Origin of the sequence: Pedobacter hiemivivus, assembly GCF_005144565.1 — a bacterium.
In the GTDB taxonomy this organism is placed as follows: Bacteria; Bacteroidota; Bacteroidia; order Sphingobacteriales; family Sphingobacteriaceae; genus Pedobacter; species Pedobacter hiemivivus.
The window spans coordinates 26,444-42,350 of sequence record NZ_SWDX01000011.1 but is presented as its reverse complement, the minus strand read 5'-3'; the positions used below and the strand labels follow the sequence as shown (position 1 = coordinate 42,350).

The window sequence follows — 15,907 nt, the reverse complement described above, 5'->3', positions numbered from 1 at the left end:
ATAAACACATATTACAAACGACGGAAAATTTATTTGCAAAACAGGATAGGCTATATTTAAATTAAAAACGATCTTTATTACGGATGGGCATTATTCAGCAACAAACATTAAAAGGAACCTTCTACTCATATTTAGGTGTTTTAATTGGCTTCTTATCCATTTATCTAATACAACCACACGTGCTCTCACCGGAACAGGTTGGTTTAATAAGTATCCTTGCCTCTTTTCCAATTTTGTTTGCCCAAATTTCCATACTCGGTTTTAATGCAACAGCAAGGATTTTCCCATATTTTAGGAACCCTAAAAATCATGACAATGGATACCTGGGGCTTGCCTGTTTAATTTCTACTATTGGATTTATACTGTTTTGCATTGCGGCATATTTCTTAAAAGATCAAATTATCCAGCAAAAAAGCTCCGAAAACCAACTTTTTGAAACCTACTTTTGGTATTTAATTCCCTTGACCTTTTTCACTATGCTCTTCAATATTCTGGAGTTGTACTCTAGAATGCTCTACGATACTACTACAGGTAGGATATTAAGAGAATTTACCAAACGTATATTTATCCTTGCAGCTTTATTATTGCTACTCTTTACATCGGTAAGTTTTGAGGCTTTTATGTGGGTATGGCTCTTGTGTAACATCATTCCAACAGGAATGATCGCATTTAGATTGTACAAGCGCAATCAATTGTCCTTAAGCCTTAATTTAAAATTCCTTGACAAGCCTATAAGAAGGCAAATCATCAATCTTTGTTTTTTCGGCATACTAACCGGCGCTTCCCCATTTATCGTCGAAAACATAGACAAGTATATGATCATTGAAAGTTATGGCCTTACTGGTACAGGAATCTATGCAATAGCTTTTGCTTTTGCAACGATTATTAGCTTACCTGCACGCTCTTTATATAGTATTGCCTATACAGTAATTGCTGAAGCCTGGAAAAATGAAAATATGGCGGAAATTAAATCTGTATATCAAAAAAGCTGCATCAGTCAGCTCATCGCTACACTCTTTCTGTTTTTACTGATTTGGGCAAATATCCATAACATTTACCATTACCTTCCTGCCGAGTATGCCGCAGGAGAGTATGTGATATTTTTTATTGGCTTGGGCTATTTAATTGACGCCTCGACAGGCGTAAATGGAGTTATCCTGGCTACCTCCAGGTTTTATAAATACGATTCTTTTTTCTATGTGGCCTTAATAGGGATCACCATTGGTGCAAACCTGATATTTATCCCAATTTATGGGATAACCGGTGCTGCAGTAGCCTCCGCTGTTACCTTCTTTATCTTTAACCTGTTCAGATTCTTATTCATCTTAATTCTGTTTAAGATGCAACCCTACACCTACAGAACCCCCCTTACCATCGTTACGGGTGTAGTAGTGTATTTTATAGTGAACATAATACCTCCGATCCCCAACTTTATTGCGGATACCATCCTGCGCTCGGGAATAATCACCTTATTGTATGGGGGAACTGTTTACTACCTTAGGTTATCTGAAGATATCAATGGCTTAATTAACAACCTTGTTAAACAGTATCTCCTGAAAAAATAGCTCTTACCAGTCCTTTCCTAAAGAAAGGCGGGATTAAAGCTTCTCCGGGGCTCAAGAAAAACATCACACCTTTAGTAGAGCTGATGGTATAATTTCTTTCCGACAGGTACTTACTAAATTTATTAAAATCATCCTGCTTATGATAGGTACATAAAGCTATTTTAGGATGATGCTGAGTAATGGTTAGCTCCATCCCTTTTAACACCCGGTCTTCGGCCCCTTCGACATCAATTTTTACCAAATCCGGAACAAAAGATTTTCCTGAAAGAAAGGTGTCGATACAGATGTTATCCGCATCGTTCTGATCTGATACAAACTTGGAAATGATCTCTACCTTATCCTTCCACGGCTCAAATGTGGCTTCCAGTGCTTCAACCCATTCTGGTTCTCTTTCAAAAAGAACAGCCTTTTCCAGCATCTCAATATTCGATAAGGAGAATATCCCTTCAGCAGATCCAACATCCAGTAAGACATCGCCCTGTTTAAGATCAAACCCCACAGCAGTATAGCGGTGCGGAGATTCTGGATCCTGTTCTGCAAGTAAACCATTGTAAAGCAACTTAACCGTAATGGCATTATATGACCGCTTAAAATACAAACGATGCCCGCCATGATTTACCCACAAAAGATTTTTGGATTCGTCTTTATGAACTTCAACATCCTTAAAATTATATTTATCTGTAAATGAATCCTGGAAAACACCTAAAGGGTGATTTTTAAGATAGGCAACGGCAGCTTTTAATTCAGGAGTAGCCGGTTCATTTTTGGCATAATAATCCAATATGGTTTCTTTCCGCTTTTCCGAACGTTGTTTGTTCTTATAAGTATTTAAACGACTCTTAACTTTATATTGAAGCTTGCTAAACAAATTCATAAGTAAATATAGTGGCTATTTATTTAAATAAAAAAAAGGTGCCCTAATTTCTTAGGACACCTTCATATATTTATCAATAAAATATAAAAACGCTTAGTTTTTACCTTTTATTTTACGTTCAGCCTCAGTTAAGTAGATTTTACGTAAACGCATGCTTGCCGGTGTAACCTCAATGTACTCATCAGCCTGGATATACTCCATTGCCTCTTCCAAAGAGAATTTAATTGCCGGAGCAATACGCTGACTATCATCTGTACCAGAAGCACGCATGTTAGTCAAAGCTTTACCTTTTACGATGTTAATTACTAAGTCATTGTCACGGATGTGCTCACCAAGGATTTGACCTTCGTAAATATCTACTCCCGGATCAACGAAGAAACGACCACGATCTTGTAATTTATCAATTGAATAAGCTGTTGTGCTTCCTTTTTCCATAGAAACCAATACACCGTTCAATCGACCAGGAATTGTACCTTTCCAAGGCTCGTAAGCTTTGAAACGGTGAGCCATAATCGCTTCACCACCTGTTGCAGTTAATACGTTATTTCTCAATCCGATGATACCACGTGCAGGAATCTCAAATTCTAAGTGTTGTAAATCACCTTTAGGCTCCATAACTAACAACTCACCTTTACGTTGAGTAACCAATTCAATAACCTTACCAGCAACTTCACCCGGAACATCAACGATCAAGGTCTCAATTGGCTCACATTTTTTACCATCAATTTCTTTAATGATAACTTGTGGCTGACCAACCTGGATTTCGTACCCTTCGCGACGCATAGTCTCGATTAGTACTGATAAATGGAGAATACCCCTTCCGTATACCAAATAAGCATCAGGAGATTCTGTCTCAACCACTTTAAGGGCTAAGTTTTTCTCCATCTCTTTGTACAAACGCTCTCTGATACGTTGAGAAGTAACAAATTTACCTTCTTTACCAAAAAATGGTGAGTTATTGATCGTGAACAACATGTTCATCGTAGGCTCATCAATTTTGATAACTGGCAATTGCTCTGGAGCATCAAAATCAGCAATAGTATCACCGATATCAAAACCATCAATACCTACAACTGCGCAGATATCACCTGATTTTACTTCAGTAGTACGGATTTTACCTAAACCTTCGAAAGTATATAATTCTTTTACTCTTGATTTCACCATTTTTCCATCACGTTTGATCAAAGTAACCGGTTGGTTTTCTTTGATGCTACCGCGGTGTACACGTCCAACTGCAATACGACCTACGAAAGATGAATAATCTAACGAAGTGATTTGCATTTGTAAAGTACCATCATTGGTTGGTGCAGGAGGAATATTAGCAACAACTGCATCTAACAATGCAAAAATATCTGTAGTAGGCACTTTCCAGTCAGTACTCATCCATCCTTGTTTAGATGAACCGTAAATTACCGGGAAGTCTAACTGATCTTCTGTTGCTTCTAAGTTGAAGAACAATTCAAAGATTTGCTCATAAACTTCTTCAGGGCGACAGTTCTCTTTATCTACCTTATTTACAACCACAATTGGCTTTAAGCCTAAAGCTAAAGCTTTTTGAGTTACGAAACGCGTTTGAGGCATTGCACCTTCAAAAGCATCACACAATAACAACACACCATCAGCCATTTTCAATACACGCTCAACCTCACCACCGAAATCGGCGTGACCAGGTGTATCAATAATGTTGATCTTTACATCTTTATATTGTACGGAAACGTTTTTCGACACGATGGTAATTCCTCGCTCACGCTCCAGATCATTGTTGTCAAGTATTAAATCTCCCGACTGCTCATTATCACGGAAGATTGAACAAGCGTGTAAGATCTTATCAACCAGTGTAGTTTTACCGTGGTCAACGTGGGCTATGATAGCTATATTTCTAATTTTTTGCATAAAATGCGTATGATTTTTGGCGCAAAGATAGGGTTTATTATCGATATATCAAGCAATTAGCTAAGACAGAATGTAAAGAATTCAGTTTTTCCTTTAATCCTTTGATCCCAACAATTGTTTATCTAATTTAAAATCCCTAAATTTTAATCCTGGGGAAGGCTTCGTGTGGATGCCCATTAATCTGAAAAAAGAAAAACATGATGAACGATTTTACGCTCGGAATTGAAGAAGAGTATATGGTGATAGACCCTGTAACCAGGGAGCTCAGCTCACATGATCAGAAAATAGTGGAGGCGGCTCAAAAAATCCATAAGGACCAGATAAAGGCAGAAATGCACCAGGCTGTTGTGGAGGTAGGCACCGGAATTTGCAAAAATACAGCACAGGCACGCGCGGAGATCTCAGAATTGAGGTACACCGTTTCACAACTCGCTGGCGAGCTGGGCTTGCGAATTGGCGCTGCAGGAACTCACCCCTTCTCTCACTGGGAGAAACAGCTCATCACCGAGCATCCACGCTACAGCAATATTGTAAATGAATTGCAAGAAGCAGCACGCTCTAACCTGATCTTTGGTCTACATGTACATATAGGCATTCAATCGCGCGAGTTAGCCATACACATTGCCAACCAGGTGCGCTATTTTTTACCGCATGTGTTTGCTTTATCCACCAACTCCCCTTTTTGGGAAGGTCGGAACACAGGATACAAATCCTACAGAACCAAGATATTTGACAAGTTCCCGCGTACAGGCATCCCTGATACTTTTAACAGCATTGAGGATTACGACAACTATGTGAAATTGCTGATTAAGACCAACAGTATAGATAATGCCAAGAAAATCTGGTGGGACATTAGGGTACATCCCTTTTTCGAAACCATAGAGTTCAGAATTTGCGACTGTCCGATGTTAATCGAGGAAACGATGGCTTTTGCAGCCCTGTTCCAGGCATTATGCGCCAAACTATACAAGTTGCGTTTACAGAACATGGAATTTATCAGTTATTCCAGAGCATTGATCAATGAGAATAAGTGGAGGGCGGCCAGATACGGTATTGACGGAAACCTGATTGATTTTGGCAAGGAAATGGAGGTAAACTGCCGAAACCTTGTATTGGAATTATTGGACTTTATTGATGATGTGGTAGACGAATTGGGCTGTAGAAATGAGATCAACTATGTGTTAAAAATACTGGAAAACGGAACGGGAGCAGACAGACAGTTAGCCATTTATGAACAATCTGGCAACTTTGAAGCTGTGGTAGACTATATAACTACTCAAACATTAATTGGAGCAAAGCAGTAAATGACGGATAAGAATAAGATAGAAATAGCCGTTATTGATATGAATAAGGGGAATGCCAACGAGGGAATGCGTGGCATAGCCGAAATCTTGTTGCGCTATCAGACCGAAATGGGCCTAAGCTTATCATTTGATGTGTTTGACTTGAGACAGAAAGGCGAAATACCTGATCTGAATTATGACATATACATTTCAAGTGGTGGCCCCGGGAGCCCTTATGATGGTGAACAATGGGAAAATGACTTTTTTGATCTGCTGGGACAAATTGAAAGTTTTAATGTAAACAATGAGCAGACTAAGAAGTATGCTTTCCTAATCTGTCATTCCTTCCAAATGGCTTGCCGCAAGTTCGGGCTCGGCCATGTCATCCAAAGGCAGTCTCCTGCTTTTGGCATCTTTCCCATGTTTTTAACAGAAGAGGGCAAAAACGACCCCTTGTTTAATGGTCTGCCAACCCCCTTTTATGCCGTTGATAGTCGCCACTGGCAAGTGATAAACCCTGAGCATACCCCCTTTTATATTACGGACAACAAGGTACTCGCACTCGAAAAAGACAGACCGCATATTGATCTGGAACGATGTGTGATGTCGATCCGTTTTACAAAAGAGATTGTTGGCACTCAGTTTCACCCGGAGGCCGATCCCATAGGCATAAAATTATATCTGCTTCAGGAGGATAAAAAGAAGACCATCATCGAAAACCATGGCATAGAAAAGTATAACGAGATGCTCAATAGTATTGATGATCCTACCCGGATTGCTTTAACGCAACAGGTTATTTTGCCAAACTTTTTAAACGAGGCCATAAACACTTTACAGAAAGGATGACATGATCGAGCGCTACAGGAGCAGTTTTAACACCTTATTTACTAAAGAAAAGTACAACAATTTTATCCATAATCTTGAAGAAGGCTTTGTAAAAATTCCTTTTAGAGTGGCTGAAACTCCTATATTTATACCCAAAGCCTTAGAAAAGCAGCTAATTGCTGCCGGAGCAGAGCTCATTGCCTTAATTAAACAACCAGACTTCAAAACTCTGACCAATGATGCTATTCCTGCAGCTTGGAACGTAGCTAACGAGAACGACCATCCCCATTTTTTGTCCTTCGATTTTGGTATTTGCAAAGACGATCAGGGTAATCTGCTGCCTAAACTAATTGAGATGCAGGGCTTCCCTTCTCTTTATGGCTTTCAGGCGCATTTAGCAAATACATACAAAACGACATTTGACCTGCCTCATCATTTAAGCCCCTATTTTAACGGACTAAATGAGGCTCAATATATTGATTTACTTAAATCGATTATTTTAGGTAAGCATCAGCCACACGAAGTGGCCCTGATGGATGTAGATGCTCCGGAACAAAAAACGTTGATCGATTTCTTGATCACCAAACAATTTCTTGGTCTAAAAATACTGAGCCTAACCGACATCTTTAAAGAAGGACAAAATCTATTTTATCAGGAAAATGGAAAAAAAGTACAGTTAAAAAGAATATACAACCGGCTGGTATTTGATGAGATTGCGGATCAAACAGAATTGTTTAAAAGCAACTTTGATCCACGAGAGGCATTAGATATAGAATGGATTACCCATCCCAACTGGTTCTACAGAATCAGCAAGTATACCATGCCTTTTCTCAAAACTGAGTTTGTCCCAGAAACGCATTTTTTAAATACGTTAACTACTATCCCTGCGGATCTGGAGAATTACGTATTGAAACCTTTGTTCTCTTTTGCAGGAAAGGATGTAATTATTGATGTGACGCTGGCTGATATCCATAACATAAAGGATCCTCAGAACTGGATTTTGCAAAGAAAGGTGATTTATGAACCTGTAGTACAGGCACCTGAAGGTGGTATAAAAGTAGAAATCAGGCTGATGTATTTATGGCCAGATGGACAGGAGCCCAAACTTTGTATTAACCTGACCAGGTTAAGCAGAGGTAAAATGATTGGCGTAAGCTATAATAAAGATTTTGACTGGGTAGGTGGCACTGTCGGTTTGATGGAACGCTAAATTTACATTTAACAGACCCCTTTTGCCCAAGGGCTTTATATTTTTGTAATATGGATATTCAAATGATTTTAGTGACTTTACTATTTGCTGCCGCCATATTTTATGTCGGTCGTATGGTATATCGCGCTGTATCTCCTAAAAGCGGAGGTTGTGCTTCGAATTGTAAATGCGGTGTCGACTTTTCTAATATCGAACCCAATAAGAAATAGATCTCATCCAAAATTATATGCTGGAGCAATTTAAAGCCTACCTACAGAACAAAGTCGCCATCACAGATGAGCAATTTGAACTTATTTCCGGCAAACTAAAAATAAAAACCTTTGAAAAGAATGAAATGATCCTGATGAAAGGTGAAGTTTCGGCCCACGGTTATTTTGTAATGAGCGGCCTATTGCGCAGTTACTCAATAGATAGCAAAGGAAAAACACATATCATACAGTTTGCACCTGAGCAATGGTGGCTATCTGACCGTAATGGGATGCTTTTTAACGAAGCTTCTGATTTCTTTATTGATGCCATAGAACGGACAGAAGCTGTAGTGATTCCCAAAGATTATATCAATGATGCTGCGAAAATTGTTCCCTGCATGCATGATTTAAACCATACCATCCTCAACAATTCTATCAGGTTTATGCAAAAACGGATCAATATGCTCCTAAGTGCAACCGCCGAAGAGCGTTACCTGAATTTTATAAAACTCTATCCAAATCTTACCTTAAGGGTACCACAATGGATGATAGCATCCTATCTAGGCATCACGCCAGAGTCGCTAAGTAGGGTCCGCAAAGATCTGGCACATAAGCATTTTAAAATTTAATGCTTTCTTAACATACATCAATGTAGCGCTAAACATATCACCATAACTTTGTGTTGTTAATTAAAAGAAATATATAAAACAACAATATTATGGCAACTACAACTTGGGTTTTGGACCCTACTCACAGTGAATTACAATTTAAAGTAAAACATTTAATGATCACTACTGTAACTGGTAGCATGAATGTATTGACGGCAACATTAACTTCTGAATCAGACGATTTCCAAGGCGCTCATGTTAAGTTTGAAGCTGAGACTGGATCAATTGATACTGGAAATACCGATCGTGATACGCACTTAAAAAGCGGCGACTTTTTTAATGCTGATGAATTTCCAAAAGTTAGCTTTGAATCTACTTCGTTCGAAAAGGACGGAAGTGACTATGTACTAGCAGGTAATTTAACCATTAGGGATGTAACCAAATCGGTAAAATTAGATGTAGAATTTGGTGGTATCGCTACTGATCCATGGGGAAATACTAAAGCTGGATTTACCTTAAGTGGAAAAATTAAAAGAACAGATTTCGGCTTAACCTGGAATGCTGCTTTAGAAACTGGTGGCGTAATGGTAAGTGAAGATGTAAGAATTTTAGGTGAATTACAATTCGTAAAACAAGCCTAAGTGGAATTGAAACAACGCATCCAGTTGTAAAGAGAAAGGAGAAAAGATGGAAGCAAATACAAAACAGGTGTCGGCTGTATTAAGTCCGCCGGCACCACATATGGTTGGTGATGGGTTTAGGGTACATAACTTTTTCCCCAGCGGTTACAAAATTAAAATGAGCCCATTTTTTCTGCTTGATTACAACGCTAAAATTGGATTTTCGGCGAGAAATGAACCTAGAGGCGTTGGCGTACACCCACACAGGGGCTTCGAAACTGTAACCATTGCCTATCACGGTGCCGTAGCGCATCACGATAGTGCTGGCAATAGTGGCGTAATTTATCCTGGCGATGTACAATGGATGACTGCAGCGAGAGGAATATTGCATAAAGAATTTCACGAAGCAGAATACAGTAAAAAGGGGGGTGATTTTCAGATGGTGCAACTATGGGTTAATTTACCAGCCAAGGATAAAATGAGTCCGCCAAAATATCAGGGCATTAAACATGAAAATATTGCCAAACACATTTTATCTGATGATGGTGATGCCATTGAAGTCATTGCCGGAACATACCAGGATACCAAAGGTTCTGCCAGTACTTTCAGCCCCATTAATGTGTACAATGCACGCCTAAACAAAGGTGGAAAAGCGGAGTTTAGCTTCCCCGCAACGTATAATACTGGCTTTGTGATTATTGAAGGCCGGATACAGGTGAATGATGCTGAAGTAGCTGAAACAGACCAATTTGTTCATTTTAAAAATGAGGGCACGGAAATTAAAATTGAAGCTTTAGAAGATAGTGTGGTTTTAATCCTTAGTGGCGAACCTATTAATGAACCTATTGCGCAATACGGACCGTTTCTGATGAACACAGCGGAAGAAATACAACAGGCTATTAGTGATTATAATCAAGGTAAGTTTGGGTATTTGGAAGAAGAATAAGAGAAGAAATGACCGTTCTCTTCAACGGCTGCATTGCTTCGCTGAAGGGCGAAGAACGCTGAGGCCGTTTCTGAGAAGGTAATTTCTTTGCTTACTACAGACCTAGAAGGGGGTAAAAAAGACAGAAACCTCGTTCTAGTAACAAGAAAAAAAGGCAATGCCCCGGAATCTATTCCGGGGCATTGCCTTTTTCATTTATAGGAATAACTAAGTTCTCAAAGCAGTTCCGTTTATCCTTATTGTGAAAGAAAAATTACCTTCTCAGAAACGGCCTCAGCGTTCTTCGCTTCTTCGGCGATTAATGCAGCCGTTGAAGAGAACGGTTATTTTTCACGTTGAATTAAGCACACTGCATAAGCAACAACACCTTCTTCACGACCAATAAAACCCATTTGTTCATTGGTAGTCGCTTTTATGGAGATATCTTCAGTTGAGATCCCCGCTGCTTCAGCAATATGCTGTTGCATAGCAGGAATATGAGGATTGATTTTAGGTGCCTCAATGCACAGCATGGCATCGATATTACCTATTTCGTAACCTTTATCGGTTAATAGTTTAACGGTTTCTTGTAGCAAGATCAGGCTGCTGATTCCCTTCCAGCGAGGATCGGTATTTTTAAAATGATAGCCTATATCTCTTAAGTTGGCAGCTCCAAGTAATGCGTCGCATATGGCATGTAGTAATACATCGGCATCCGAATGCCCAAAAGCCCCACTATGATGTTCCAAATTAACCCCTCCAACTATAAATGGATGGTTTTCTTTTAACTGGTGTACATCAAATCCAAAACCTACTTTAATTTTCATTCTTTACGTATTTTCTATTTTACACTCTTTCTATTACACGCGTTCTATTACACCCTCGTCGGGTTTAGCGCAATTATTAAGGCTGGTTTCCTGCAGCTCCAAAATTAAATAGCATGCTAAACCTTAGCGTATTGGCCAGGGGGCTTTTCTGCACATTTGCGACCAGGTAGGCAATATCAATATTAAACACATTATACTTTAAACCAGCTCCAAGGGTAAAATAACGCCTGTTTCCTTTAGTCGGACTTTCGTAAAAGTAACCGATCCTTAAAGCAAATTGCTGATTGTACCAATACTCCATGCCGGCAGCAATATTGATTTCTCTTATCTCTTCTTTAAAGCCGCCCGGAGCATCATTAAAGGAACCAAAAATACCGGCAGGCACCGAGCGATCGGGATCTTCGCCGGCAATAATTTTTCCATTTGCATCATAGATAGGTTGGGTAGGCACCAATAATTTATTAAAATCCAATGCAAAAGTAAACTGGTTATAATCATCAATCAGAAAAGTTGAAGCACCACCAATTTTGAGATTTGTGGGCAGAAAATAACTATTCCCTTTATCCGAATAACTGAGCTTTGTACCAATATTCGAAATGTTAAGTCCCGCAGAAACAATTGCATCAGTGCCCAAAAATATAGTAGGCTTTTTAAAAAAAGCAGAAACATCAACAGCGACCGCTCTACCTGGACTAACCTGCTGTCCTGCCGAAAATTGGCCCGAAGTAAGATTGGAATAAATATATCTTAAGGAAGTCCCTAAGGAAAAAGTGGCGTCCAGCTGTCGGGCATAAGTAATATCGGCAGCCAATTCACTAGGTGTGTAAATACCCAAATCCTGCTGATTTACGTCGGTCAACTGGATTTCTCCGAGGTTAAAATATCGCAAAGAGCCACCTATTGTTGTTTTTTCATTCGGCTTATAAAAGCCGCTAACATAAGTCAGGTTTACATCAGGCACAAGACTTTTTAGCCAAGGACTGTAAGAAATCGCAAAACCATATTTCTTGTCTAAAAAGGCTAATTTAGAGGGGTTTATAGCCATTGCATTCCCATCGGGCTGCACAGCTACCCCCACATCTCCCATACTTCCCGAACGGGCATCGGGTGTGATGAGTAAAAAAGGCACACCTGTAATAATGTTGTTGGTCACACTGCCATTAGTTAGGGTACCAGGTTGCACCTCCTGGGCAGACAGATCCTTAGAAACTGCAAGCAAAGAAAATACACATAAAGCAGTTTTAACGAAGCGCCCTAAATTCATCAGCTCTGAATAATTTAACAATTATTGAACGCAAGTTAACATAGTAAGGAGTAATTTCAAAGTATTGTGTCCTTCTATAGTTTTAAATTAACTCCTTATTTTAAATTATTGATTATGTTCTTGCAGCGTAATCCTTTTTTTGTGTAATTTTAACTCTTAGTAATGTTAAAGGTGATTTAACCTCATACGATAACGCTTATAGATAGATTTATACTACATTAAATGAAAAAAACATCCTTATTTTCACTTATTTCCGTAATGGCTATTACCTCTTTTGTTTCCTGTAAATCTAAATCAGGATCATCAGATAAAACGGGAATGGCCTACAACAAACAGGAATATGGCGGTTTTGCGGTAAATAATAGATACAGACGTGGCCCAGGCCCCGGTTTGGTGGAGATTGAGGGTGGTGCCTTTGTAGTTGGTGGTAGTGCAATTAATGTACCCGGACAAGAATTAGGCAATTACAACCATAAAAAGGAAACTACAGTTAACTCCTTTTATATGGACGAAACTGAGGTTTCTAACACCAACTGGTTAGAGTATCTAAACTGGATACGTACCAACTTCCCTAAAGATTACGAATATTACTACACTGAACTACCTGATACATTGGTTTGGCGTAGACCACTTTCTTATAATGAGCCATACGTAGATAATTATTTAAGACATCCTGCCTATCAGGATTATCCAGTAGTTGGTGTGAGCTGGGAACAAGCAGCACGCTATTGCGAATGGAGAACAGATAGGGTTAACGAATTGTTGCTTCGCGAGCGTGGTTATATGACCAGCTTTAGAGACTTAAACGGTGGTACTGCAAGAGCTAATGGTGCCGGCGCTAACGCAAATGCTGCAGCTGGCCCCAAATCTACCGGACCTTTTAGTACTGGAACTTATTTAAACGACCAGATCGATGATAAGGGGAAAAGAGCAATGAAAGATTTAAACCCTTCCAGTGCAGGAGCAGCCACCGGCAAAAACATGGCAACCAGAAATGTAAGACTTGAAGACGGTATTTTGAAACAGCCTTATCGTTTACCTACGGAAACGGAATGGGAATATGCTGCATTGGGACTTATTGGTAATACTCAATATGAAAACATCAATGACAATAAAATATATCCATGGAGCGGCTTAGGCTTAAGCTCGGCTAAGAAAAGCACTAGAGGATTGATACTGGCCAACTTTAAAAGAACTAAAGGTGATTATATGGGTGTTGGTGGTTCATTAAATGATAAAGGAGCAATTACTGTTGCTGTAAGATCCTACACACCAAACGATTTCGGACTTTACAACATGGCTGGAAACGTAAATGAATGGACTGGAGATACCTACCGTGTGAGTACATTCGAAGCGGCAGAGGCTTTCAACCCATTCAGGGGTAACCTTTACCAGGATAAAAAGATCATTGATGCAGTTACGGGTAAGATTGCTGTTGACAAGTACAACAGACCTGTCATGATCAATGCCTTAAACGCAAAAAAACAAACCTGGGCAGAAAAACAAGCAGCAGCAGCAAAACCTGATTCTGTAAAAACCTTCAATGCCGATCAACGTGGTTACAGAGATCCAGAAAGCGAATTGTATGGTGAGATTACCTTGGTAAACAACCAATCAAAGGTATATAAAGGCGGCTCATGGAATGATCAGGCACTATGGCTTAATCCTGCAAGCAGAAGATTTTTGCAACAAGACGAATCCTCAGCAGATATCGGTTTCCGTTGCGCAATGAGTATGCTAGGTGCACCTGAAATTCATCCAGCAGGGAAAGCTCAGTTTAAAAACAAACCACCTAGAGGTTTCAAAGGAAGATAATCCAACCGAATTATAAACAAGAAAAGCTGCGCTTCAAATGAAGCGCAGCTTTTTTTATGCTTCGTCATCCTGAATTTATTTCAGGATCTCGCACCAGTTAGTCAAAAACATAGCCAAGAGGGATCCTGAAATAAATTCAGGATGACGACCGATTTAAGAGAACTGTATCAGCACCTCGTTTTTCTCGACTTTAACGCCCTTATTAACCAGAACTTTCTTAACCGTACCACTACTTGGTGATTTAAGGATATTCTCCATCTTCATCGCTTCCAATACCAATAGGTTATCCCCTTTATTCACTTCCTGTCCTTCTGCAACCATGATATTCAATACCAAACCAGGCATCGGTGCTTTAACTTCCAGCATCTTATTAGCCTTTGTATTGTCAAGGCCAAGCTGCTTAAGCAACAGGTCGTATTGGTCTTCAATGGCCACTTCATAAAGTGTTCCATTCACCTTAACCACACTTTTCTTTTCTGCCTTATCCTCAGAAACCAATTCTATATTGTATGATTTGTTATTGTATATAACATGTGTATGGCCATCTGCAAGTGTTGTCGAATCAATCTGTAACTCCACACCATCTACTTTCAATAGCTTTTGCTCAAGTTCTACATCAAAATTAAATCGGTCATTTACTTTTACATTCATAGTTATTGTGTTAATGCATACTGAATTAAATTTGCACCCATTTTAAGTGCGCTTGTCCGCTTTTCCTGAGTATCCTCAGGATAGGTGCCAAAATCTTCCCAACCATTGCCTAGATCGCATTCAAATGTGTAATAACAAACAATCCTGTTCTGCCATGTCAAGGCATATCCTTTAGCAGGCTTACCATCATGTTCGTGTATTTTAGGAAGCCCATTAGGGAACTTAAACTTTTGGTTGTATAGACTGTGGTTGGCTGGCAATTCTACAAATGACAATTCAGGAAAGACCTTTTTCATCTCTATACGGATAAACTTATCCAGGCCATAATTATCATCAATATGGAGGAAACCACCGCCAATTAAATATTTACGGAGATTAGCAGCCTCAGCATCACTAAAAACCACATTCCCATGTCCGGTAAGATAAACAAAGGGGTAATTAAAAATATCAGCACTACCTACTTCCACAATTGCTTCTTGTGGGGCAAAATTGGTTTTAAGGTTTTGATTACAAAATTCAATCAGATTTGGCAATGCCGTACGATTGGCATACCAATCGCCACCACCATTGTATTTCAACTTCGCTATTTTATAGGTAGGCACCCAGAAACTACTCAGCAGCACAACTGTTAAAAGAAGTAAAAACCGTCCCCTCATCTATTTAAATAATTCACTTCAAAACAAGCAGCCAGGGCCGCGGTTTCTGTTCTTAATCGTGTATTACCTAAAGTTAAGGGTTTATAGCCGCTTTGCAAAGCCAATTCAATTTCAGCACCTGTAAAATCGCCTTCGGGGCCAATAAGGATCGTGTAACGTTCCTTTGGTCTGGTTACCTCGGCAATAAACTGCCTTGGTTCATTATCCAAACAATGCGCAATCATTTTAACGCTATCGTTAGCTTGTTTTAGAAAAGTGGACAAGCTAATTTGGGGATTTAATACCGGGTGATAAGCTTGCAGCGATTGCTTTACTGCAGAGGTGATGACCTTATACAGGCGGTCCTCTTTAACGATTTTCCGCTCCGATCGATCACAAATAACTGGGGTAATTTCATCAATACCAATTTCAGTAGCCTTCTCCAGAAACCACTCTAAGCGGTCTATGTTTTTGGTGGGTGCAATTGCAATGTGCAGGTGATGATTACGCTTATTGTATTCATGCTTTGCTTCCACCACCTTAAGGCTCACATGCTTTTTATGCTCCCCTGTAATTTCAGCCTTATAAAGACCGCCAATACCATCAATCAAGTAAACCATTGCACCGGTACCCAAGCGCAAAACTTTAGTACAATGCTTGCTCTCCTCCTCATTTAAAACATACTCGTTGGAGCTGATATCCGGGGTATAAAAAACATGCATTG

At 39.5% G+C, this 15,907-nt stretch carries 15 protein-coding genes; 8 read left to right on the top strand and 7 right to left on the bottom strand.

Going from position 1 to position 15,907, the window contains the following annotated elements; genetic code table 11:
* The first annotated feature begins 83 nt into the window (after positions 1-83).
* Positions 84-1,565 (top strand): polysaccharide biosynthesis C-terminal domain-containing protein, encoded by a 1,482-nt coding sequence (locus FBD94_RS21985; RefSeq protein ID WP_136881800.1) that lies wholly within the window; start codon positions 84-86, stop codon positions 1,563-1,565.
* Here the strand turns inward: FBD94_RS21985 and FBD94_RS21980 are convergent.
* Both FBD94_RS21980 and typA read right to left on the bottom strand, forming a co-directional pair.
* Positions 1,540-2,439: an FkbM family methyltransferase gene (locus FBD94_RS21980; protein WP_136881799.1), complete on the bottom strand. Its 900-nt coding sequence runs from the start codon at positions 2,437-2,439 to the stop codon at positions 1,540-1,542. The two genes, FBD94_RS21985 and FBD94_RS21980, sit on opposite strands and share 26 nt — an antisense overlap.
* A 93-nt stretch (positions 2,440-2,532) precedes the next feature.
* Entirely contained in the window at positions 2,533-4,332 is a 1,800-nt protein-coding gene (gene typA / locus FBD94_RS21975; protein ID WP_131609422.1) for a translational GTPase TypA, read from the bottom strand.
* 197 nt (positions 4,333-4,529) lie between these two features.
* Between typA and FBD94_RS21970 the strand changes: the two genes are divergently transcribed.
* The 6 genes from FBD94_RS21970 to FBD94_RS21940 all read left to right on the top strand — a co-directional run bounded on the left by FBD94_RS21970 (position 4,530) and on the right by FBD94_RS21940 (position 10,012).
* Complete coding sequence (locus FBD94_RS21970; protein ID WP_136881798.1) at positions 4,530-5,636, top strand: carboxylate-amine ligase; 1,107 nt, start codon at positions 4,530-4,532, stop codon at positions 5,634-5,636.
* On the top strand, positions 5,637-6,461 hold the full coding sequence (locus FBD94_RS21965; protein ID WP_136881797.1) for a type 1 glutamine amidotransferase: 825 nt from the start codon (positions 5,637-5,639) through the stop codon (positions 6,459-6,461).
* 1 nt (position 6,462) lies between these two features.
* Positions 6,463-7,650: a hypothetical protein gene (locus tag FBD94_RS21960; protein WP_136881796.1), complete on the top strand. Its 1,188-nt coding sequence runs from the start codon at positions 6,463-6,465 to the stop codon at positions 7,648-7,650.
* 226 nt (positions 7,651-7,876) lie between these two features.
* Complete coding sequence (locus FBD94_RS21950; RefSeq protein WP_136881794.1) at positions 7,877-8,467, top strand: Crp/Fnr family transcriptional regulator; 591 nt, start codon at positions 7,877-7,879, stop codon at positions 8,465-8,467.
* An 89-nt stretch (positions 8,468-8,556) separates the two neighbouring features.
* The gene (locus tag FBD94_RS21945; protein WP_136881793.1) at positions 8,557-9,087 is read left to right on the top strand and encodes a YceI family protein; all 531 of its coding nucleotides are present in this window, start codon (positions 8,557-8,559) and stop codon (positions 9,085-9,087) included.
* Between the two features lie 46 nt (positions 9,088-9,133).
* A complete protein-coding gene (locus tag FBD94_RS21940) occupies positions 9,134-10,012 on the top strand; it encodes a pirin family protein (protein WP_136881792.1) in 879 nt (292 codons plus the stop codon).
* 323 nt (positions 10,013-10,335) lie between these two features.
* Here the strand turns inward: FBD94_RS21940 and ispF are convergent, their stop codons facing one another.
* Together ispF and porV are read right to left on the bottom strand one after the other, a co-directional pair.
* Positions 10,336-10,818, bottom strand: coding sequence for a 2-C-methyl-D-erythritol 2,4-cyclodiphosphate synthase (gene ispF, locus FBD94_RS21935; protein WP_131609437.1), 483 nt, complete (start codon positions 10,816-10,818; stop codon positions 10,336-10,338).
* Between the two features lie 76 nt (positions 10,819-10,894).
* On the bottom strand, positions 10,895-12,082 hold the full coding sequence (gene porV, locus FBD94_RS21930; protein WP_136881791.1) for a type IX secretion system outer membrane channel protein PorV: 1,188 nt from the start codon (positions 12,080-12,082) through the stop codon (positions 10,895-10,897).
* A gap of 222 nt (positions 12,083-12,304) precedes the next feature.
* Here porV and FBD94_RS21925 point away from each other — a divergent pair, with 222 nt between their 5' ends.
* On the top strand, positions 12,305-13,897 hold the full coding sequence (locus FBD94_RS21925; RefSeq protein ID WP_136881790.1) for an SUMF1/EgtB/PvdO family nonheme iron enzyme: 1,593 nt from the start codon (positions 12,305-12,307) through the stop codon (positions 13,895-13,897).
* Positions 13,898-14,050: 153 nt separating this feature from the next.
* Here FBD94_RS21925 and FBD94_RS21920 read toward each other — a convergent pair whose 3' ends face one another.
* The 3 genes from FBD94_RS21920 to FBD94_RS21910 are packed head-to-tail and all read right to left on the bottom strand — an operon-like array spanning position 14,051 to position 15,905.
* Positions 14,051-14,548, bottom strand: coding sequence for a biotin/lipoyl-containing protein (locus FBD94_RS21920; protein ID WP_136881789.1), 498 nt, complete (start codon positions 14,546-14,548; stop codon positions 14,051-14,053).
* A 2-nt stretch (positions 14,549-14,550) separates the two neighbouring features.
* The gene (locus FBD94_RS21915) at positions 14,551-15,204 is read right to left on the bottom strand and encodes a DUF4159 domain-containing protein (RefSeq protein ID WP_136881788.1); all 654 of its coding nucleotides are present in this window, start codon (positions 15,202-15,204) and stop codon (positions 14,551-14,553) included.
* The gene (locus FBD94_RS21910; protein ID WP_136881787.1) at positions 15,201-15,905 is read right to left on the bottom strand and encodes a 16S rRNA (uracil(1498)-N(3))-methyltransferase; all 705 of its coding nucleotides are present in this window, start codon (positions 15,903-15,905) and stop codon (positions 15,201-15,203) included. The genes FBD94_RS21915 and FBD94_RS21910 overlap by 4 nt, the downstream gene beginning before the upstream one ends.
* Between the last annotated feature and the right edge of the window lie 2 nt (positions 15,906-15,907).

Coding starts and splice junctions, on each gene's coding strand:
- FBD94_RS21925 (WP_136881790.1), top strand. CDS start 12,305: ATGAAAAAAACATCCTTATTTTCACTTATTTCCGTAATGGCTATTACC.
- FBD94_RS21920 (WP_136881789.1), bottom strand. CDS start 14,548: ATGAATGTAAAAGTAAATGACCGATTTAATTTTGATGTAGAACTTGAG.
- FBD94_RS21985 (WP_136881800.1), top strand. CDS start 84: ATGGGCATTATTCAGCAACAAACATTAAAAGGAACCTTCTACTCATAT.
- FBD94_RS21950 (WP_136881794.1), top strand. CDS start 7,877: ATGCTGGAGCAATTTAAAGCCTACCTACAGAACAAAGTCGCCATCACA.
- FBD94_RS21960 (WP_136881796.1), top strand. CDS start 6,463: ATGATCGAGCGCTACAGGAGCAGTTTTAACACCTTATTTACTAAAGAA.
- FBD94_RS21965 (WP_136881797.1), top strand. CDS start 5,637: ATGACGGATAAGAATAAGATAGAAATAGCCGTTATTGATATGAATAAG.
- FBD94_RS21910 (WP_136881787.1), bottom strand. CDS start 15,905: ATGCATGTTTTTTATACCCCGGATATCAGCTCCAACGAGTATGTTTTA.
- ispF (WP_131609437.1), bottom strand. CDS start 10,818: ATGAAAATTAAAGTAGGTTTTGGATTTGATGTACACCAGTTAAAAGAA.
- FBD94_RS21970 (WP_136881798.1), top strand. CDS start 4,530: ATGATGAACGATTTTACGCTCGGAATTGAAGAAGAGTATATGGTGATA.
- FBD94_RS21945 (WP_136881793.1), top strand. CDS start 8,557: ATGGCAACTACAACTTGGGTTTTGGACCCTACTCACAGTGAATTACAA.
- FBD94_RS21915 (WP_136881788.1), bottom strand. CDS start 15,204: ATGAGGGGACGGTTTTTACTTCTTTTAACAGTTGTGCTGCTGAGTAGT.
- typA (WP_131609422.1), bottom strand. CDS start 4,332: ATGCAAAAAATTAGAAATATAGCTATCATAGCCCACGTTGACCACGGT.
- porV (WP_136881791.1), bottom strand. CDS start 12,082: ATGAATTTAGGGCGCTTCGTTAAAACTGCTTTATGTGTATTTTCTTTG.
- FBD94_RS21940 (WP_136881792.1), top strand. CDS start 9,134: ATGGAAGCAAATACAAAACAGGTGTCGGCTGTATTAAGTCCGCCGGCA.
- FBD94_RS21980 (WP_136881799.1), bottom strand. CDS start 2,439: ATGAATTTGTTTAGCAAGCTTCAATATAAAGTTAAGAGTCGTTTAAAT.